This is a genomic window from Acidovorax sp. JMULE5 (assembly GCF_013376875.1).
GTDB classification, from domain to species: Bacteria; Pseudomonadota; Gammaproteobacteria; order Burkholderiales; family Burkholderiaceae_C; genus Acidovorax; species Acidovorax facilis.
The window spans coordinates 1,136,633-1,156,059 of record NZ_CP035951.1 but is presented as its reverse complement, the minus strand read 5'-3'; the positions used below and the strand labels follow the sequence as shown (position 1 = coordinate 1,156,059).

Below are 19,427 nucleotides of genomic sequence, written 5' to 3'. Positions count from 1 at the left end.
ATCGGTTCGCTGCGCACTCCGGCCTTGTACAGTCCGCCTGTCCGCCGCCAGCCGCATATGGTCGGCTTCGGGCCGGTAAAACCACCCCTCGCAAATTGACGACGATGAACCACCCACTTTCCTCTGCCCGTCCAACACGCCGACTGGCGCAGCTGTCTGCCTTGATGCTGCTGGCGTCCTTGGCCGCCTGCGGTGGCGGTGGCTCGGCCGACGGACCCACCGCAGGTGCCGATGCGCCATCTCCGGCACCGGCCCCGGCGCCCGCACCGGGGGCATCCCCTGCACCGTCCGTGCCCGGTGCGCTGTCGCCCACCTATACCGGCGAAGGCACGTTCTACGGCGCCACGGGCGAGGGCAACTGCACTTTCGACGCGAGCCCCGACAACCTCATGGTGGCGGCGATGAACGGCCCTGACTATGCGGGCAGCGCCGTCTGTGGCCAGTTTGTGGCGGTGACAGGGCCCAAGGGGGCCGTCACCGTGCGCATCACCGACCAGTGCCCCGAGTGCAAGTCTGGCGACCTGGACCTGAGCGAGTCCGCATTCGCCCGCATTGCCGACCCCGTCGCAGGCCGTGTTCCCATCCGCTGGCATGTGGTGCCGGGGGATGTGACCGGCCCGGTGAGCTACCGCTACAAAGAGGGCAGCAGCCGCTGGTGGGTGGCCATCCAGGTGCGCAACCACCGCCTGCCTGTCACCGGGCTGGAGATCAAGCCCAGTGGCAGCGCAGACTGGATCGCCGTGGCGCGGACCGACTACAACTACTTTGTGCACCCCAGTGCCATCGCCACCGGCCCGCTGCAGGTTCGCATCACCGCTCTGGGCGGTGCCACGTTGATCGACACGCTGCCAGAGCCCTCTGATGGAGTTGTGGTGGCGGGGGCCGGGCAGTTTCCGTGAGCGTCCTGTTTCGTCTCCATCTCGTCACCCTCTGACCCTCTGACGCCACGCCGTGAACCCTCTCGAACTTCAGTCCTATCTGCACCAGCACATCCCCTTGTCCCAGGCCATGGAAGTTGCCGTGGTCGAGGCATCGCCCCAGCAGGTGGTGCTGAGCGCACCGCTGGCGCCCAACATCAACCACCGCGAGACGGTGTTTGGCGGTAGCGCATCGGCCGTGGCCATCCTGGCTGCGTGGTCGATGTTGCACCTGCGGCTGTCGGCCGAGGGGCTGAGCAGCCGCCTGGTGATTCAGCGCAACACCATGGACTATCTGGCACCCATCGACGGCACCTTCACCGCCGTGGCCCAGGCTCCGGTGGCGGCGGTTTGGCATCCGTTCACGCGCATGCTGCAGCGCAAGGGGCTAGGGCGGATCGCGCAGGCTTCCTCTCTGCACTACCAGGGCCATCCTGCGGGCCAATTGGTGGGGGAGTTTGTGGCCTTTGGGCCCGGCTATCCATAACCGTTGCGGTACAACACGTGATCCAACGACTTCACCGGAGCACAGAACATGGGATTGCTTGATGGCGTGATGGGCAACGCATCCAAGATTGATGCAGCCAAGATTCAGGACGAATTCAGCCGCATCCTGGCCCCGGGGGAGGTGGTGGAGCATGCCTACCTGCTGATCCGCGACTATTTTGTGTTTACCAACAAGCGGTTGGTGCTGGTGGACAAGCAGGGCATGACGGGCAGCAAGGTCGAATACCACTCCCTCCCGTACAAGAGCATCACGCACTTCAGCATCGAGACCGGTGGCACGTTCGATCTGGATGCAGAGCTCAAAATCTGGATATCCGGCTCTGCGGCGCCGTTTCAAAAGCAGTTCAACAAGAAGCTCAGCATCTATGAGGTGCAGTCGGTGCTGGCCAGCTACGTGCTGAAGTAACGCGGTTTACCCAGTTTCATCCGGGCATTGCAGCAATGGGGGGCGCGTACCCTCAGTTCACTGGGCGAAGCGGTGGTCTGTCCCTTTTTGACACAGGCACCGGGGCTTTCGCCACACAGGAGTTCACAGCGATGTCCCCCCTTATCTCTGGCCTGGCTTCGGTCGCCTCCTTGATTTTCAACGCCACCGCTGGTGGCCCTGGCAAGTCGTCTGCGTCGCGGCGCAGCGGGGCTGATGTGGAACCCGAGCCGTCTGCCGTGCTCACCCTGAGCCCGCAGGCGGAGGCCCTGGCGGGCTTTGCAGGCAAGGGCATCCTGGTGTCGCAGGGCAAGTTGGAGAACGCCCTGGGTGCGGTGGCGCGCGGCAGCGCGGGGTCTGCCGCAAACGCTGCTTCTGCCGCGTTGTCGGGCCGCCCGGTGTCTACGCAGGATTTTCAGGAGCTGCTCACCCGGTTTGGCGCGGACGATGCGCAAAAGGCGCAGCTGACCGCCGGGTTTGATGCGAACAAGGACGGCTCCATCACGCAGGATGAATTCTTGAAAGGCCTGGCCAAGACCAAAGGCGCCCAGGCGGGCAGCGACTTCTCGCAGGCCGTGATGCAGCTGATGGACCGCAGCGGCAATGCCGATGGCAGCGTGACGGACAAGGAGTTTGCAGCGTTTTCGACCGCGTTTGCCGCGACGGTCGCCCAGCGGGCCGGGGTGGCGTGAGCGGCGGCTTCGTCTGGGCGCGATACGCGATTTCGTTCACAAAAAAGCACAACGGCCCAAGAAGAGCCGTTGTGCTTTTTGCGGTTGCCGCAGCCCCTTTTTGGGGGCCGAGCGCAACCGCAAGGGGTGGGTGAGGTTTATATCCTGCCCATGAGCAGCAAGATCACCAGGATCAGCACCACCAGGCCAATCCCGCCGCTGGGTCCGTAGCCCCATGAGCGGCTGTGGCCCCAGGTGGGCAGTGCGCCGACCAGGATGAGGATCAGGACGATCAGGAGAATCAGCGAAAGTGACATGGCGGTTCCTTGTTGTGGGTTGCGGTGAATGCATTGTTGGGTGCATCCAGCGCGCTTCCCGCAGGTGCCACGCCCGCACGGTGGTCAGGGTTTTCCGACACGCCGTGTGGGATGGAGGGCTGAGGTCGTGCTGATGGGAAACAATAAAGTGCTATTGAAAATATAGCTGCTAGCGCTTTATGGATAAGCGCTAGCAGCCAATTTTTATCAAATTAGTGCGCTCCAGCTGCATCTGCAGCACCTGCGCCCCCCGTTCTGGCGGGGCGGCGGGTCAGCCAGATCAGACCGATCAACAGCAGGAACAAACCTGCCGAACCCAAAAAGATGTCGTTGGCCGCGCGTGTGAACGCCTGCTGGTCGATCAGCCGGTTGATCTGCGCCAGCGCCTGCATCTGCGTGAGGCCGGACGCGGTGAGGTTGTCCAGCGTCTGTGCAAACACGCCCTGGCCCTGCACCAGCCCTTCGGTCAAGTGCGCGTGGTGCATGGCGGCGCGGCTCTCCCACAGCGTGGTGGCGATCGACGTGCCCATGGCCCCGGCGGTGATGCGCACAAAGTTGGACAGGCCCGCAGCTGCAGGGATACGCTCTGGCGCGATACCCGCCAAGGTCAGCGTGGTCAGCGGGATGAAGAAGAACGCCATGGCCGCGCCTTGCAGCAGGGTGGGGATCAGGATGTGGATGAAGTCCGTCTGCACCGTGAACTGCGAACGCATCCACAGCACCGTGCTGAACACAATGAACGCACCCGTGGCCATGCGGCGCGGGTCCCACTGGCCCACCTTCTTGCCCACCAGCGGTGTGAGCAAAATGGCAAAAATGCCCACCGGCGCCAGCGCCATGCCGGCCGAGGTGGCGGTGTAGCCCATCCACTGCTGCAGCCACAGGGGCAGCAGCACCACGTTGCCAAAGAAGAGCGCATAGGCCACCGACAGCGCCAGCGCACCAAAGGTGAAGTTGCGTCCCTTGAACAGCTTCAAGTCCACCACCGGGTGCTTTTCGGTCAGCTCCCACACCAGGAACACCGCAAACGCCACCACGGCGACCACGGCCATGGTGATGATCTCGCCCGAGGCAAACCAGTCCAGCTCCTTGCCCTTGTCGAGCATGAGCTGCAGCGCGCCCACCCACAGCACCAGCAGGCTGAGGCCCACGGTGTCGATGGGCAGCTTGCGGATGGGGGTCTCGCGCTGGCGGTAAATGCCCCAGGTGAGCAGCCCGGCCAGCAGGCCCACGGGCACGTTGATGTAGAAGATCCACGGCCAGGAGATGTTGTCGGTGATCCACCCGCCGAGCAGCGGGCCCACCACGGGCGCGACCAGCGTGGTCACGCCCCACAGCGCCAGGGCCGTGCCCGCCAGGGCCTTGGGGTAGCTGGCGAGCAGCAGCGTCTGGCTGAGCGGGATCATCGGCCCGGCCACCAGGCCCTGCAGCACGCGGAAGAACACCAGCATTTCCAGCGACGAGGCAAAGCCGCACAGCCAGGAGGTCAGCACAAACAGCATTACGCTCATGGTGAACAGGCGCACCGCGCCAAAGCGCTGCGTGAGCCAGCCGGTGAGCGGCACCGAGATCGCATTGGCCACACCAAAGCTGGTGATGACCCAGGTGCCCTGGCCGGGGCTCACACCCAGGTCACCTGCAATGGCGGGGATGGAGACGTTGGCGATGGACGAATCCAGCACGTTCATGAACGTGGCCAGCGACAGCGACAGGGTGCCCAGCAACAGGGCGGTGCCCTGCAGCGGTGGATAGGCGGCGGGGGCCGGTGGTTGCACTGCTGCGGGCGCCGCCTTCGCGGGCGCCTGGTCGGCTGCGGCTGCAGTGGTGTTGGCGGCGGTCATGCGCTATCCACCCCGTTTACTGCACCACAGGCGACTGCACTGCCGAGGCCACCGGTGCCGAGGCGTGTTGCTGCTGGCTTTGCGCGGGCGCCTTGCCCACCTTGGGCGATGCCACGGCCACAGCAGCCTTGCCGCTGCGACCCAGGTTGGCGGCAATGATGTGGGCCACCTCGTCGTCGGCGGCCTTGAACTGCTCGTCGAACACCGCGGTGGCGGCCACGGGCGTGGTGCGCTGGGTGTCGGCCAGCGTCTTGCCGCTCTGGTCGGCGGTGTCCACCTTGACTTCCATCGACAGGCCCACGCGCAGCGGGTGCTCGGCCACTTCCTTGGGGTCGAGCGCAATGCGCACGGGCACCCGCTGCACCACCTTGATCCAGTTGCCGGTGGCATTCTGCGCAGGCAGCAGCGCAAAGGCGGCGCCGGTGCCCGCGCCCAGACCCGTCACGGTGCCGTGGTAGACGACCTTGGTGCCATACACGTCGGCCTCCAGCTCGGCCGGCTGGCCGATGCGCAGGGTCTTGAGCTGGCTTTCCTTGAAGTTCGCGTCCACCCACAGGTCGTTCAGTGGCACCAGCGTCATCAGCGGGGCACCCGCCTGCACACGCTGGCCCACCTGCACGCCACGCTTGGCCACATGGCCATCCAGCGGGGCGACCAGTTGTGCGCGCTGCACAGCCAGGTAGGCTTCGCGCACGCGGGCCGAGGCACGCGCCACGTTGGGGTGCTGCTCGATGGAGGTGCCTTCGGTCTGCGTCTGGCTGGCGGCCAGCTGCTCTTGCGCGGCCAGCACGGCCGACTGGGCGGCGGCCACGGTGCTCTTGGCAGCGGCCAGCTGCGCAGTGGCGTGCTGGAACTCTTCCTTGCCCACGGCGCCGCTGGCCATCAGCGGGGCGCGGCGGTTCACGTCGTCCTGCATGCGGGCGGCGTCGGCCTGGGCGCGGGCCAGGTCGGCACTGCGCAGGCTGACCTGGGCCTTCAAGGTGGCGTTGTTGGCATACAGCGTGCGCACTTCGCGCACGGTCTGGGCCAGCTGGGCCTCGGCCTGCTCCAGCGCCACGCGGGCGTCGGCAGGGTCCAGCTTGACCAGCAGTTGCCCGGCCTTCACATAGTCGGTGTCGTCCGCGCCGATGGACACCACGGTGCCGCCGATCTGCGGCGTGATCTGCACCACGTTGCCCGCCACGTAGGCGTTATCGGTGGTCTCCACATGGCGGCCATTGGCCCAGTGCCAGCCGCCCCAGCCGATGGCCACCAGCGCGACGGCGGCGGCGATGAGGGTGAGGCCGCGGCGGCGGGCGGTGTTGGCTTCGTTGGCGGTGAGGGGTTCGCTGTGGGCGGTCATGGCAGTGGTCTTTCAGGAATGTGTTGTTATGTGTTTTTGAATGGGTGCGGTGCGGTGCGGTGCGGTGGGCCGGTCAGTGCGCGGCGGCGGTGTGCAGCACGGCCGTGTCGTCGCTCCAGCCGCCACCCAGGGCCTTCATCAGCACCAGGCGTGTGTCGAGCTGGCGAGCACGCAGGTCCACGGCCAGGCGGCGCTGGGCCAGCACCTGGCTTTCGGTGGAGAGCACCACCAGGTAGTTGCCCAGGCCCGCGCGGTAGCGCTCCTGCGCAAAGCGGTAGGCTTTTTCGGCACTGGCCACGGCCTCGTCCTGCAAGGCCTGCTGGCGGGTGAGCGACTGGATGGAGGCTACGGCGTCGCCGGCTTCCTTCACCGCATCGAGCACGGCGCCGTTGTACTGGGCGATGGCGGCGTCCAGCTCGGCAGCGCGGCCGCCCAGCTGGGCGCGCAGGCGGCCGCCGTCAAAGATCGGCAGGCGCAGCGCGGGGGTCACACCCATCTGGCGCGAGCTGCCGTTGAACAAGCGGTCCAGCCCTAACGAGTTCAGGCCAATGAAGGCGCCAATGTTGATGTTGGGATAGAACTCGCTGCGCGCGCTGTTCACCCCCTGGGTCGCGGCCTCCACGCGCCAGCGCGCGGCCACCACGTCGGGGCGGCGGCCCAGCAGGTCGGCGCCCAGCACCTCGGGCACGGCAGTGGGTTGCAGTGCGGCGAGTTGCGGCGTGACCGTGGGCAGCGCGTCGGGCGCCTGGCCGGTCAGCACGGCCAGCTGGCGGCGGGCCAGGGTGATTTGTTCATCCAGTGCCTCGATCTGGGTGCGGGCATCGGGCACAGCGGCCTGGGCCTGGGTCAGCTCGACCTGGCTGTCCAGGCCTGCGGCGGTGCGCTCTTGGGTGAGCTTGCGTTGCTCTTCGCGCTGCGCCAGCGCCCGCACGGCCACATCGCGCTGGGCCACCAGCCGGGCCAGCGCCACATAGCTGCGGCCCACCTGGGCGGCCAGGGTGTTGGCGGCGGCTGCGGCGTCAGCCTGGGCGGCACGCGCCTGACCCAGGGCGGCCTGCAGCTCGGCGGCATGCTGGCCGAAGAAGTCGGGCGACCAGCTCAGCGTGGCCTGCACGGTGCCGCTGTTGTAGGTGTTGCCTGCCACCGGGGCGGGCACCAGTCCGTTGGCGGTGTAGCGCTGGCGGGTGGCGTCCACGCCCAGCGTGGCCTGCGGGCCGTTGGCCGCCTCGCGCACCTGGCTCAGGGCCACGGCCTGCTCCAGCCGCGCGCGGCTGACGGCCAGGCTGGGGTTGCCTTGCAGGGCTTGGTCGATCAGGGTGTTGAGCTGCTCGTCGCCCAGTGTTTTCCACCACTGGCTGGGGGCAGCGATCTCGGTGGCCGCGGCGTTCAGGCCCACGGCCGACGGGGTGGTCTGCGCCAGCGGCGTGTGGGCCGGGCCGGGGCTGGCGCAGCCCACCAGCAGGAGGGCGGCGGCCAGCGCCAGGGCCGATACCGCGAAATGGGCCGCCAGAGCCGAGCGGGTGGAGGGCAGGGGGGATGGGGTGTTCACGGGGTTCTCCAGAATGGTTTTGGGGTGTTGTGTGGAGGAAAACGGTGTGGGCTGCGCGTTCAGTCGGCGTCTGCGCCGCGCTGCTGGCGCAGCGCTTCGCCATTGGCCAGCATGCGGCGCAGCAGGCGCAGCAGCAGTTGCCATTCGTCATGGGTGAAGTCGCTCAGGTGGCCGTTGAGCACTTCGGCCAGCACCGGCGGCACCTGGTCGGCCACCTTGTCGCCCTCGGGGGTGAGTGCCAGTTGCACCACGCGGCGGTCGGTGGTGGAGCGCTCGCGCGCCACCAGGCCTTTGGCCTCCAGGCGGTCGAGCGCGCGGGTCATGGAGGCCGGGTCGGTCTCCAGGTCCCGCGCCAGGCTGGCCACGGTGGTGGTGGGGCAGCGCGAGATCTTGAACAGCGGCAACCACTGGGCGTAGGTCAGGTCGTGGGTGGACAGCTGCGCATCGGCCTGGGTGCGGATGGACGTCATCACCTTGCGCATCAGGTAGCCCACGCTGTTTTCGGGCTGAAGCTGGTTGGGGCTGTAGAAGCCCGAGCCGGGCTGCGACGGCGAGGAGGTGTTGGAAGTCATGGAGGGTGAATTTAATTGACTAGACAATGATTGTCTTGGCAAATAGATAACACCCGCGATGTACTCAGGGTTTTTACGGAGTCATGATTGCTATCAAAGGGATAGCTATAGATGACTACAGATGTGCGCAGAGCCCCAATTTGGCATTGAGCCGACGGCACAGTAGATGAGAGTGGGCTGCCCGCACAGGCCCGTGCAGCGCGTGGACGTATCGGCTATTGACTGGTCAGGCGCTGCGCCCAGGCGGGCAGCGGTTGGGCCAAGGGCGTGACCTGAGCGGGGGAGCACACGGCCACCAGCTGCGGCCCGGTGCTGGTGCCGGTGGCCTCGGCAGCGTCATACAGATAGGACACATCCGCCTGCCGCACGGCTTGGGCTAGGTTGTCCATGGTGCGGGGGTAGCGGGCCAGGATGCGTTCGGGCGGCACCGGGTGCCCACCTTCGCGCACGCGCTGCGCCACGCGGGTCAGCAGCCGGGCTGGGTCGTCCAGCGCCACGATGTACAGGGCCACGGTGTAGCCACAGCGCTGGGCTTCTTCGATCAGCGCCAGTTTGGAGGGGTGCGAAAACACGGTTTCGCTGGCGAAGTCGGCGCCTTCGCGCAGCAGGGTGGCACGGCGGTCATCGGCCCATTGGCGGGCGGCTTCGGACCGGGCTTCGGGGTCGGCAATGTGCTGCAGGTGCGCCTGTTCGTAGAGATCGGCGTTCACAAACTCCAGCGGCGGACCCAGGATGCCTTCGCGCACCAGGGCGCGGTACAGCGTGGATTTGCCCGCGCCGTTCGGGCCTGCCAGCAGGTGGAACCAGCGGGGCGGCGTGTTGTGGCGAGGCGGTGAGAAGGGCTGCTGGGCGGGGGGCACCATTCAGTGTCAGGCGACAGGGGTTGCGGCTTTGGCCTGGTTCTCCAGCACCACTTCACGCACCCGCTGCGCCAGCGTGCCGCGCGTTTGGGCTGCCAGCAGGCGGGCGGTGAGGGCATCCACCGACGTGGGGGCCGCCAGGGTGGCGGTGCGCGCCGCTGCAGCTTCGTACTGCTCGATGGCGCTGCGGGCTTCCTGCACGCTCAGGCCCGTGTGTTCCACGATCTGGCCCAGCGTGGCCCAGTATTCGATCTGGCTGGCCACCGAGCGGCGCATGGGCTGCGCGGCCTGGCGGGCCTGCTCCACCAGGTGGGCGGGGAGCTTGACGGAAGAAAAGGCAGTGGCGGACATGGCGATCTCCTGATTGGCGCATTTTGCGCCAATCGGGGTGTGAAAGCAAAGTGCTCTGCCGGCCTCACTCTCTCCGTGTAAGGGTATAGGGCGATACCATGCGCGCTCAAACCTTCATTCACCCGCTGATTCAGCCTGCAGACTGCCCTATGACCGAATCTCCCTTGCTCGCATCCGCCCCTTCCGCCATCCCACCGCTGCGTTTTGCTGTGATGGGCGCGGGCGCCGTAGGCTGCTACTTTGGCGCCTTGCTGGCCCGGGCGGGCCATGCCGTCACACTTATCGGGCGGCCGGCCCATGTGCTGGCGATAAGGGACAACGGCCTGCGGCTGCAGACGGCGGAAATGGACGTGCAAGTGCCCCTGGCGGCCAGCACCGAGGCCAGCGCGGTGCATGGCGCAGACGTGGTGCTGTTCTGCGTGAAGTCGTCCGATTCGGAAGACGCTGCACAGCAGATTCGCCCCCATCTGGCCCCCGGTGCGCTGGTGCTGACTTTGCAGAACGGCGTGGACAACGACGAGCGCGTGCGCGCCGTGCTGGACGCCAGCACCGCCGTGGCCGCTGCCGTGGTCTATGTTGCTACTGCCATGGGCGGCCCCGGGCACGTGGTACACCATGGCCGGGGCGAGTTGGTGATCGCACCTTCGCCACGCAGCGACGAGGTGGCCCGCCAGCTCACGGCGGCGGGCATTCCCACCCAGGTGTCAGACAACGTACGCGGCGCGCTCTGGGCCAAGCTGGTGCTCAACAGTGCCTACAACGCGCTGTCGGCCTTGTCGCAGCAGCCCTATGGCCCGCTGGTGCAGTTGCCCGGCGTGACGCAGGTGATTGCCGATATCGTGGCCGAATGCTTGGCGGTGGCGGCTGCCGACGGGGTGACGATCCCGGGCGATGTGCAGGCGGCCGTGCGCGGCATTGCCAGCACCATGCCGGGCCAGGTTTCGTCCACCGCGCAGGACCTGGCGCGGGGCAAACCCACCGAGATCGACCACCTGAACGGTTATGTCGTGAAGCGCGGCGCGGCCCTTGGGGTACCGACACCGCTGAACCACGCGCTGCAGGTGCTGGTGAAGTTGGCCGAGATGAAGCGCGCTGCGGGCTGAACCCGGGATCGGTCAGGCCAGCGCGGCTTCTTCCAACAGTCGCTCGCGCACTTCCTGGGCCGCCTGCACCATATGGCGCAGGGCGGCTTCGGTCTCGGGCCAGCCCCGGGTCTTGAGGCCGCAGTCGGGGTTCACCCACAGGTGCTCCACGGGCACCACCTCGGCGGCTTTTTCCAGCAGCGCAGCCATCTCCTGCACGCCGGGCACGCGGGGGGAGTGGATGTCGTACACGCCGGGGCCGATCTCGTTGGGGTATTTGAAGTCCCCAAAGCCCTGCAGCAGCTCCATGTCCGACCGGCTTGTCTCAATGGTGATCACATCCGCATCCATGGCCGCGATGGCGGGCAGGATGTCGTTGAACTCGCTGTAGCACATGTGGGTGTGGATCTGCGTGTCGTTGCGCACGCCGCTGGCGCTGATGCGGAAGGCGCGGGTGGCGCGGTCCAGATAGCTCTTCCACCCCGCGCGGCGCAGCGGCAGGCCTTCGCGGATGGCGGGCTCGTCGATCTGGATGATTGCGATGCCGGCGGCTTCCAGGTCGCACACCTCGTCGCGGATCGCCCAAGCGATCTGGTCGGCCGTGGTGGCGCGCGGCTGGTCGTCGCGCACAAAGCTCCATTGCAGGATGGTGATGGGCCCGGTGAGCATGCCTTTCATGGGTTTGGCGGTGAGGCTCTGGGCATATTGCGTCCAGGCCACCGTCATGGGCGTGGGGCGGGCCACATCGCCGTAGATGATGGGCGGCTTCACGCAGCGCGAGCCGTAGCTTTGCACCCAGCCATTGGCGGTGAAGGCAAAGCCATCGAGCTGCTCGCCAAAGTATTCGACCATGTCGTTGCGCTCGGCTTCGCCGTGCACCAGCACGTCAATGCCTAGCGCTTCTTGCTTGTGCACGGCCAGGGCAATTTCCGCTTGCATCTTTTGCTGGTAGTGGGCTGCATCGAGTGCTCCGCGCTTAAAGGCGGCGCGTGCGGCGCGGATCTCGGCCGTCTGTGGGAACGAGCCGATCGTGGTGGTGGGCAACAGCGGCAGCTTCAGCCGTGCGCGCTGGGCTTTTTGCCGGGCAGGGAAGGCGCTGGCGCGCTGATCGGCCCCTGGCGCGGCTGCGGCAATGCGGGCCGCCACTGTGGTGCGGTGTACACGCGGGCTGGCGCGGCGGGCGGCCAGGGCGGTGCGGGCGGCGTGCAGTTCGTCGTCCACCGCCGCTTCGCCTTGCGACAAGGCGGTGGCAAGCACGCGCAGTTCATCGAGCTTTTCGACGGCAAACGCCAGCCACGACTTCACCTCGGCATCCAGCTGCGTTTCGGCCTGCAGGCTGAACGGCACATGCAGCAGCGAGCACGACGGCGTCAGCCACAGCTCGCCCTGGTGCTTGTCGGCCACGGGCCGCAGCTTTTGCAGCGCCGCATCCAGATCGGTGCGCCAGATGTTGCGGCCATCCACAACGCCCACCGACAGCACCTTGTGCGAAGGCAACCAGTCGGCCACGCCCACCAGTTCTTCCGGCGCGCGCACGGCGTCCACATGCAGCCCGGCCACGGGCAGCTGGCAGGCCAGGCGCAGGTTCTCGGCCAGCGGCGAGAAGTAGGTGGCCAGCAGCAGCTTGGGCGCGCTGCGCGCCAGTTGCCAGTAGCTGGGCTCAAAGGCATGGCGCCAGGCGTCGGGCAGGTCCAGGCCCAGGATGGGTTCGTCGATCTGCACCCATTCCACGCCCTGCGCCTTCAGGCGCGCCAGCACGGCTTCGTACACCGGCAGCAGGGATTCCAGCAGGCTGAAGCGGTCAAACCCTGCCGCCTTGGATTTGCCCAGCCACAAAAAGCTCAGCGGCCCCAGCAGCACGGCCTTGACGCGGTGGCCCAGCGCCTGGGCCTCGGCCACTTCGTCAAACAGACGCTCGCTGGCCAGGTGGAACTGGGTGTGGGCGCTGAACTCGGGCACGAGGTAGTGGTAATTGGTGTCAAACCACTTGGTCATCTCCAGCGCGGGCTGGCCTGCGGTGGTGTGCTTGGCTGTGCAACCGGCGCTGCAGCCTTGGTGGTTTTCAGCTTGGGCCGACACGCCCCGGGCCATAGCAAAGTAGCGCGCCAGCTCGGGCGTGTGGGCGTCAAAGCCAAAACGCGCAGGCTCGCAGCCCAGCAGTTGGATGTGGTTGGCCACATGGTCGTACAGCGCAAAGTCGCCCACGGTCACAAAGCCGAGGCCTGCGTCGGCCTGCGCCTGCCAGTGCAACTGGCGCAGCTGGGCAGCGGTGACCTGCAGATCGGCCTCGGTGCTATCGCCGCGCCAGAAGGATTCGAGTGCGAACTTCAGCGCGCGCTGCGCCCCCATGCGCGGAAAGCCCAGGGTGTGCGTGAGCACGGGGCGGCGGGTGGCGGCTGTTACGACAACTGCGGCGAGCGACATGGTGATTTCCTTCTTCTGAATGGAGCAATGCAATGAAGGCACCGATGGTCGCGCGGCCTCGTTTATTATTCAAACGAAAGTTTTGGCCGTTCAACTTGAAAATTAATAATGAACCAGTCGATTCTGGAAGTGCGCCACCTGCGCACGCTGGTGGCCCTGCGCGACAGCGGCAGCCTGGTGCGGGCCGCGCAGTTGCTCAACCTCACGCAGTCGGCGCTGTCGCACCAGATCAAGCTGCTGGAAGACCGCTACGGCCAGCCGCTGTTTGAGCGCAAATCGGTGCCGCCGCAGTTCACCGCCGTGGGCGAGCGTCTGCTGGCGCTGGCCGATGCGATGCTGCCGCAGGTGGAAGGAGCCGAGCGCGACATCGCCCGCCTGGTGCTGGGGCAGGGTGGGCAGATGCGCATTGCGGTGGAATGCCACACCTGCTTTGACTGGCTGATGCCCGCTATGGACGCGTTTCGCACCCGCTGGCCCGAGGTGGAGCTGGACATCGTGAGCGGCTTTCATGCCGACCCGGTGGGCCTGCTGCACCAGGGCCGGGCCGATGTGGCCATCGTGTCCGAGGTGGATGCCGACGAGGCGGGGGTGGACTACCACGCGCTGTTTGGCTTCGAGATCCGCGCACTGCTGGCCAACACGCACCCGCTGGTGGCCAAGCCGCACCTGGTGGCGCAGGACTTTGCCGACCAGACCATCATCACCTACCCCGTGCCCGACGAGATGCTGGACCTGATCCGCCAGGTGCTGGAGCCCGCCGGTGTGCGCCCCCCGCGCCGTACCACCGAGCTGACGGTGGCCATGCTGCAGCTGGTCGCCAGCGGGCGCGGCGTGGCGGCGCTGCCGCTGTGGGCGGTGCAGAGCTATCTGGACCGGGGATACGTGACTGCCAGACCGATTGGCGACAAAGGCCTGCGCGGCGAGCTGCACGCCGCCTGCCTGCCCAGCCTGTCGGCCAAGCCGTACCTGCAGGATTTTGTGCAGGTCACGCGCGAGACGAGTTTTGTGACGCTCAAGGGCGTGGAACTGTTGTGACTGGATCAGGCGCGTACTTGTCGCCCACTTCCTCGCGCAGCGGATGGGTGTCGTAGACGATGTTCATGTCGCGGATCCGCGTGCTGCCCGCGTCGAACGTGAACACATCCACGCAGGTGAAGGTTACCTCCCGGCCATCGTTCAAAGTCCAGTCGTAGCGGAAATAGGCGGCGACCCGCACGGCGCCGCCGTTGTCTGGCTGGGCGGAGACAAACAGATCCAGCACGGTGATCACGCTGCCGCTGGAGGCCTGGGCGAGCTTCTTGAAAAAGTCGCTCGCGCGCATGGTGCCCAGGAAGGGCGAATGCACCACGCCATCGTCTTCAAAGCAGGCAATCAACCCGTCGGTGTGGCTGGCGTGCAGGTGGGCGAGGTAGGTGCGGACGGTGTCGAGTGGCGTGGTCATGGGCAGGAGCGTGGTGGAGAAAGATGCCCTGAGCTTCGCCGCGCCCGGCGGCTGCGGCAAGAGACAATGGCGCCTCATGCATAAAAGCTGCTTATGTATCTGCGCTACCTGCACTACCTCCAATCCGTCATCGACCAGGGCTCGTTTGCGCGCGCGGCGCAGGCCTGTGGGGTGTCGCAGCCCGCCATCAGCCAGGGCATGAAGGCGCTGCAGGCGCAGTTCGACACGCCCCTGCTGGTGCGGGACGGGCGCCGTTATGTGCCCACCGACCTGGCCCGGCGTGTGGTGGCCGAAGGCGCGCCGCTGGCCCAGCGCATCGACGCCTTGCCGCAGACCCGCCGGGCCGCTGTGGACCGCCATCGGTTGCGCGTGGGGCTCACGGCCTCCGCCGCGCTGGTCTGTGGGCCGCTGCTGTACGAGGCCTGGTGCCTGCCGCAGCCCCAGCGTTCACTGGAGATGACCACCACCGACGAGGGGAGCCTGCTGACGGGCCTGCTGCATGGGAGTTTCGACGCCGTGATTGCGCCCCGGCCGCGCCAGTTTGCCCATCCGGATGTGGTGCAGTGGCGCTTGTACGAGCTGCAGCCGCAGATCTATGCGCGCCGCCACCACCCGCTGGCGCGCGCCCGGTCGCTGGCAGCGCTGCAGGGCGCGGCCTGGGCCTGTGTGGGCCCCAGCGTGAGCGGCCCGGTGGATGTATTGACCGAGGCACACCGCGTGCGGCGCATGCCTGCACCCCACATGGCCGTGCGCTGCCCGGACTTTGCCAGCCTGCTGAATCTGGTGTTGGGCTCTGACCTGCTGGCGGTGGTGCCACATCCCTCACTGCTGGGGGCTGCGGCAGAGCAGGTCGCCCCGCTGCAACTGGCCGAGACGCTGCCGCTGTATGGCATGTGGCTGTTCGAGCGCAAAGCGCGCAAACCCCGCCTGGGCCCGGAGGTGTTTGCGGGGCGGGTGTGAGGCAGGGGCGCCCGGGTGTGGAGCTTGATGCTATCTATTCAGTAGCTAATCAGGCGTGATGGACGCGCGCAAACGGCCTAAAAAACTTGAAAAACCAACGATCAGCCAGCCACCGTGCCTGGCACCGGCACCCGCACGGCACCCGAGGTATAGAACGCGTGCAGGTTCTCCAGCACCAGGTCCGCCATCGCACGGCGGGTTTCGTGCGTGGCACTGGCGGTGTGGGGGGTGAGCACCACGTTGTCCAGCGCCATCAGGGCGGCGGGCACCTGGGGTTCGTTGTCGAACACGTCCAGGCCCGCACCGGCGATGCGGCGCTCGGCCAGGGCGTCGATGAGCGCCGCCTCATCCACCACGCTGCCACGCGCCACGTTGATGAGGTAGCCCTGCGGGCCCAGGGCGTCGAGCACATCGCGGTTGACCAGGTGGCGCGTGCCCGCGCCGCCCGCCACCGTCAGCACCAGGTAGTCGGCCCATTGCGCCAGTGCGGTCAGCGACTCGAAGTACGAGTGCGCGCAGCCCTCGGCCGGGCGGCGGTTGTGGTAGCCCACCTCCATGCGGAAGCCCGCCGCGCGCTCGGCCACGGCCTGGCCGATGCGGCCCATGCCCACGATGCCCAGGCGTTTGCCCGACACCCGCGTGCCCAGCGCAAACCGCGCCTTGGGCCATTGGCCCTGGCGCACAAACCGGTCGCTGGCGGCAATGCCGCGCGACACGTCCAGCGTCAGCGCAAACGCCATGTCGGCCACACAGTCGTTGAGCACGCCGGGCGTGTAGCCCACCTGCACGCCCCGGGCAGTGGCGGCGCCGATGTCGAGCGCGTCAAAGCCCACGCCAAAGCTGCTGATGACCTGCAGATGGGGCAGGGCGGCGATCACCTCGCCTGTGAGCCCGATGGACGCCGTGGTGACCACGCCCGAAAACTCCGCCCCATGCGCCGCCAGAAAACCCTGCGGGTCGGCCTGGTCCGCCAGGCAGGCCACGCTGTAGCGCGCGGCCAGTTCGGTTTCGAGGGCGGGCAAGGGCAGGCGGCCGATTTGCAGGATGCGGGGCTGGGCGTTGGTGGTCATTGGATGGAGGGCAACCTGGAATGTTGAGAAGGTGGACTTGAGCCGCAGTGTCGCTTGTCGCCGTGCGACGGAGACGGGCGCGGCTCCGCCAGCGCCGCCGTGCAAGGGCCGCCCCGCCGCAGAGGCGGCGTCCCCTTGAGGGGGATGGCGCGAAGCGGCTCAGGTGGCATCAAGTGTTTACACGCACGGCCTGGCGGGCCAGCAGCTTCCACTGGCCGCCTTGCTGTTGCCACACGCCCAGGATCTTGATCTGCACCTTGCCGGGCTTGCCCGAGTCGTTGGTGTCGGCCGTGAGGGTGTGGCGCACGATGGCAGAGTTGCCCACCACCTTGATGGTCTGGTCGGTGATGGTGATGGTCACGAAGTCCGACTTGCCCGCCACCAGATCGCCGATGAAGCTGTCCTTGGTGTCCACGCGGCCGCCCGAGTGGCCATAGCTCAGGTCGTCGGCCACGAGGGCAGCCAGCGCAGCGGGCGTGGGATCGATCATGGCCAGGCGCAGGCGTTCGGCAGCGGCGGCCACAGCCTGCTCGGAAGCGGCCGGTGCAGGGGGCGCTGCGGCGGTGGTCGGATGGCTGGCGCAGCCGCTCAGCGTGACAAGGGCCAGGGCGCTGGCTGCGGCGATGATGAGGGTCTTGAGCATGTTGTCTGTCTCCTTATGGTGTTGTGTTTTGGCGTGCCGCGTTGGCACCACGCGCCCGTGCACGGCCAGGCGCGTGGTGTGTGGAATCGCTGAAAAAAGGGCCTGGAAAACCAGGCCCTTGGAGGCACCTATCAGGCCGTGCTTACTGCGGGCCGAGCTTGTCGATCAGCGCCTTGAGCTCTTCCATCTCGCTGGGCTTCAAGTCCGTCAGCGGCGCGCGCACCGGCCCGCCGTCGTGGCCCACGATGCGGGCACCTGCCTTGATGATGGAGACGCCATAGCCTTCCACGCGGTTGCGGATGGCCAGGTAGGGCATGAAGAAGGATTTGAGCAAGCGGTGCTGGGTGGCCGTGTCGTCGCTGGCCACGGCCTTGTAGAACTCCATCGCCGTGCGGGGGATGAAGTTGAACACCGCCGACGAATACACCGGCGTGCCCAGCGCCTTGTACGCCGCCGCATACACCTCGGCCGTGGGCAGGCCGCCCAGGTACGAAAAGCGATCGCCCATCTTCATGTAGATGGAGGACATCACCTCGATGTTGCCCACGCCGTCCTTGAAGCCCACCAGGTTCGGGCAGCGGTCGGCCAGGATGGCCAGCGACTCGGCCGTGAGTTTGGTGCGGTCGCGGTTGTAGACGATCACGCCGAACTTCACGCTCTTGCAGACCTGCTCCACATGGGCGATCAGGCCTTCCTGTCCCGCTTCGGTCAGGTAGTGCGGCAAGAGCAGGATGCCGTGGGCGCCCAGGCGCTCGGCCTCTTGCGCATGGGCAATCGCCGTGCGGGTGGGGCCACCGGCACCGGCAATGATGGGCACCTTGCCACGGCAGGTATCCACTGCGGTCTTGATGACCTGGCCGTACTCGGGGCCCGACAGCGAGAAATACTCGCCCGTGCCACCGGCGGCAAACAGCGCGCTGGCGCCGTAGGGGGCCAGCCATTCCAGGCGCTCGATATAGGTCTTGGGGCGGAATTCGCCCTGCTCGTCAAAGTCCGTGATCGGGAACGACAGCAGGCCGGAGCCCATGATGGTTTTGAGTTCTTGGGGGGTCATGTCAGTGCGGGGCGGTAGTAGGAAATGGGAAGGCGAGTGAGAAGGTGTGAGTGAATACCGCATGTCCGAGCAGGCTGCCAAAACGCGGCCGGTCTAGGCGCAAAGCGCAGCCATAGCGCGGGCTATGGCGAGCATTTGCAACGACGAGCGGGCGTGTTTTGACGGGATGAGCGGGCATGAGGGGTTCGCTGACACCTTCTTAGTCGAGCTTGATGTTGGCGGCCTTCACCACGGTGGCCCAGCGGGCCCGCTCCTTGGCGAAGAACTGGTCTTGTTCGGCGGGGGTCATGGTGACCACCTCGGCGCCCTGGCCGGCCAGGCGCGAGCGGATTTCGGGGGAGCGGATGGCGGTGATAAAGGCGTTGTTGAGCTTTTGCACCACCGCATCTGGCGTGCCGCGCGGCACCAGAATGCCTTGCCAGGTGCCGGATTCGAAACCGGGCACGCCCTGCTCGGCAATGGTGGGCACATCGCCAATCAGCGGCATGCGGGTGGCTTTGGAAACCCCCAGCACCTTGAGCTTGCCGCTTTGCACATGGGGCAGGGTGGCCAGCATGCCGTTCATCAGGATTTGGGTTTGCCCGGCCACGGTGTCCTGAATGGCGGTGACGCCGCCCTTGTACGGGATGTACTGCCAGCGCGCACCGCTGGCACGCTCCAGCGCCACACCGGCCACGTGGGGCGCGCTGCCGGTGGCGGTGACGGCAAAGTTGAGGTCGTTCTTCTTCGAGTACGCCACCAGCTCCTTGAAGTTGCTGACCGGCACCGAGGGGTGCACCACCAGCAGGTGGGGCGAGTAGGCCAGCATGGTCACGCCACGCAGGTCCTTGGAGGGGTCGAACGACAGCTTGGTATAGACCGAAGGGCTGATAGCCAGCGCACCCACGTCGCACAGCAGCATGGTGTAGCCGTCGGGCTCGGCCTTGGCCACGAAGTCGGCGCCCAGGTTGCCGTTGGCGCCGGGCTTGTTCTCCACGATGACCGACTGCTTGAGCGCCTCGGACATGGCCTGGCTGATGGAACGGGCAATGATGTCCGAGCTGCCGCCGGGCGGGTAGGGCACCACGATGCGCAGGGTCTTTGCGGGCCAGTCAGCGCTTTGTGCGGTGGCGGAGGCCGCTGCCAGGGTGGCGATGCAGGCGAGAAGGGCGGCTCTACGGCGCAGGGTCATGGAATGTCTCCTGAGTGATGTTGTTAGTCATCGTACAACTAAGATTGCAAAATGGCAATACATGCCGTGAGAGTTTTTGGTGATCTTAGGGTGGATTAAGGGTTTTCACTAGCTCTTTTTGACCGCATTTCTCCTCTGTCAGGCAGGTGGGCAATCCTTGCAGATTGTTCGTCGAAATTCGGGTAATCCCTGCGTGTGTCAGACAGGCTTATGGTGACAATGCAGATCTTG

20 protein-coding genes are annotated in these 19,427 nt (G+C 66.7%); 7 read left to right on the top strand and 13 right to left on the bottom strand.

Annotation, left to right across the window (positions count from 1 at the left end; translation table 11 throughout):
• Positions 1 to 104 precede the first annotated feature (104 nt).
• The 4 genes from EXV95_RS25075 to EXV95_RS05225 all read left to right on the top strand — a co-directional run bounded on the left by EXV95_RS25075 (position 105) and on the right by EXV95_RS05225 (position 2,540).
• A complete protein-coding gene (locus EXV95_RS25075; RefSeq protein ID WP_176886073.1) occupies positions 105 to 899 on the top strand; it encodes an expansin EXLX1 family cellulose-binding protein in 795 nt (264 codons plus the stop codon).
• A gap of 52 nt (positions 900 to 951) precedes the next feature.
• On the top strand, positions 952 to 1,404 hold the full coding sequence (locus EXV95_RS05235) for a YiiD C-terminal domain-containing protein (RefSeq protein ID WP_176886072.1): 453 nt from the start codon (positions 952 to 954) through the stop codon (positions 1,402 to 1,404).
• Positions 1,405 to 1,452: 48 nt separating this feature from the next.
• Positions 1,453 to 1,830 (top strand): PH domain-containing protein, encoded by a 378-nt coding sequence (locus EXV95_RS05230; RefSeq protein WP_176886071.1) that lies wholly within the window; start codon positions 1,453 to 1,455, stop codon positions 1,828 to 1,830.
• Between the two features lie 131 nt (positions 1,831 to 1,961).
• Positions 1,962 to 2,540, top strand: coding sequence for a hypothetical protein (locus EXV95_RS05225; RefSeq protein ID WP_176886070.1), 579 nt, complete (start codon positions 1,962 to 1,964; stop codon positions 2,538 to 2,540).
• 137 nt (positions 2,541 to 2,677) lie between these two features.
• On the opposite strand, the gene EXV95_RS05220 is transcribed toward EXV95_RS05225, so the two are convergent.
• The 7 genes from EXV95_RS05220 to EXV95_RS05190 all read right to left on the bottom strand — a co-directional run bounded on the left by EXV95_RS05220 (position 2,678) and on the right by EXV95_RS05190 (position 9,351).
• Positions 2,678 to 2,836 carry a DUF3309 family protein gene (locus tag EXV95_RS05220; protein ID WP_007856361.1) on the bottom strand — a complete coding sequence of 53 codons (159 nt, stop codon included), beginning with the start codon at positions 2,834 to 2,836 and terminating at the stop codon, positions 2,678 to 2,680.
• Between the two features lie 212 nt (positions 2,837 to 3,048).
• A complete protein-coding gene (locus EXV95_RS05215) occupies positions 3,049 to 4,677 on the bottom strand; it encodes a DHA2 family efflux MFS transporter permease subunit (protein WP_255484930.1) in 1,629 nt (542 codons plus the stop codon).
• 16 nt (positions 4,678 to 4,693) lie between these two features.
• Complete coding sequence (locus EXV95_RS05210; protein WP_176886069.1) at positions 4,694 to 6,019, bottom strand: HlyD family efflux transporter periplasmic adaptor subunit; 1,326 nt, start codon at positions 6,017 to 6,019, stop codon at positions 4,694 to 4,696.
• A gap of 73 nt (positions 6,020 to 6,092) precedes the next feature.
• Positions 6,093 to 7,568, bottom strand: coding sequence for an efflux transporter outer membrane subunit (locus EXV95_RS05205; protein WP_255484929.1), 1,476 nt, complete (start codon positions 7,566 to 7,568; stop codon positions 6,093 to 6,095).
• A gap of 59 nt (positions 7,569 to 7,627) precedes the next feature.
• Positions 7,628 to 8,140, bottom strand: a complete 513-nt coding sequence (locus tag EXV95_RS05200) for a MarR family winged helix-turn-helix transcriptional regulator (RefSeq protein ID WP_176886068.1) — start codon at positions 8,138 to 8,140, stop codon at positions 7,628 to 7,630.
• 215 nt (positions 8,141 to 8,355) lie between these two features.
• Positions 8,356 to 9,003 carry a zeta toxin family protein gene (locus EXV95_RS05195; RefSeq protein ID WP_176886067.1) on the bottom strand — a complete coding sequence of 216 codons (648 nt, stop codon included), beginning with the start codon at positions 9,001 to 9,003 and terminating at the stop codon, positions 8,356 to 8,358.
• Between the two features lie 6 nt (positions 9,004 to 9,009).
• Positions 9,010 to 9,351 carry a hypothetical protein gene (locus EXV95_RS05190; protein ID WP_176886066.1) on the bottom strand — a complete coding sequence of 114 codons (342 nt, stop codon included), beginning with the start codon at positions 9,349 to 9,351 and terminating at the stop codon, positions 9,010 to 9,012.
• Positions 9,352 to 9,500: 149 nt separating this feature from the next.
• On the opposite strand from EXV95_RS05190, the gene EXV95_RS05185 reads away from it, so the two are divergent.
• Positions 9,501 to 10,454, top strand: a complete 954-nt coding sequence (locus EXV95_RS05185; protein WP_176886065.1) for a ketopantoate reductase family protein — start codon at positions 9,501 to 9,503, stop codon at positions 10,452 to 10,454.
• Positions 10,455 to 10,466: 12 nt separating this feature from the next.
• Here the strand turns inward: EXV95_RS05185 and metE are convergent, their stop codons facing one another.
• Positions 10,467 to 12,857, bottom strand: coding sequence for a 5-methyltetrahydropteroyltriglutamate--homocysteine S-methyltransferase (metE, locus tag EXV95_RS05180; RefSeq protein WP_176886064.1), 2,391 nt, complete (start codon positions 12,855 to 12,857; stop codon positions 10,467 to 10,469).
• Between the two features lie 108 nt (positions 12,858 to 12,965).
• On the opposite strand from metE, the gene EXV95_RS05175 reads away from it, so the two are divergent.
• Complete coding sequence (locus tag EXV95_RS05175; protein ID WP_099741234.1) at positions 12,966 to 13,892, top strand: LysR family transcriptional regulator; 927 nt, start codon at positions 12,966 to 12,968, stop codon at positions 13,890 to 13,892.
• Here EXV95_RS05175 and EXV95_RS05170 read toward each other — a convergent pair.
• The gene (locus tag EXV95_RS05170) at positions 13,870 to 14,298 is read right to left on the bottom strand and encodes a nuclear transport factor 2 family protein (protein ID WP_176886063.1); all 429 of its coding nucleotides are present in this window, start codon (positions 14,296 to 14,298) and stop codon (positions 13,870 to 13,872) included. The two genes, EXV95_RS05175 and EXV95_RS05170, sit on opposite strands and share 23 nt — an antisense overlap.
• Before the next feature lie 93 nt (positions 14,299 to 14,391).
• Here EXV95_RS05170 and EXV95_RS05165 point away from each other — a divergent pair, with 93 nt between their 5' ends.
• A complete protein-coding gene (locus tag EXV95_RS05165; protein ID WP_176886062.1) occupies positions 14,392 to 15,258 on the top strand; it encodes a LysR family transcriptional regulator in 867 nt (288 codons plus the stop codon).
• A 101-nt stretch (positions 15,259 to 15,359) separates the two neighbouring features.
• Here EXV95_RS05165 and EXV95_RS05160 read toward each other — a convergent pair whose 3' ends face one another.
• The 4 genes from EXV95_RS05160 to EXV95_RS05145 all read right to left on the bottom strand — a co-directional run bounded on the left by EXV95_RS05160 (position 15,360) and on the right by EXV95_RS05145 (position 19,196).
• Positions 15,360 to 16,328 carry a 2-hydroxyacid dehydrogenase gene (locus EXV95_RS05160; protein WP_176886061.1) on the bottom strand — a complete coding sequence of 323 codons (969 nt, stop codon included), beginning with the start codon at positions 16,326 to 16,328 and terminating at the stop codon, positions 15,360 to 15,362.
• 169 nt (positions 16,329 to 16,497) lie between these two features.
• Positions 16,498 to 16,971 (bottom strand): nuclear transport factor 2 family protein, encoded by a 474-nt coding sequence (locus EXV95_RS05155; protein ID WP_176886060.1) that lies wholly within the window; start codon positions 16,969 to 16,971, stop codon positions 16,498 to 16,500.
• A gap of 142 nt (positions 16,972 to 17,113) precedes the next feature.
• Entirely contained in the window at positions 17,114 to 18,025 is a 912-nt protein-coding gene (gene kdgD, locus EXV95_RS05150; RefSeq protein WP_121506278.1) for a 5-dehydro-4-deoxyglucarate dehydratase, read from the bottom strand.
• 199 nt (positions 18,026 to 18,224) lie between these two features.
• The gene (locus tag EXV95_RS05145) at positions 18,225 to 19,196 is read right to left on the bottom strand and encodes a tripartite tricarboxylate transporter substrate binding protein (RefSeq protein ID WP_055397803.1); all 972 of its coding nucleotides are present in this window, start codon (positions 19,194 to 19,196) and stop codon (positions 18,225 to 18,227) included.
• Positions 19,197 to 19,427 lie beyond the last annotated feature (231 nt).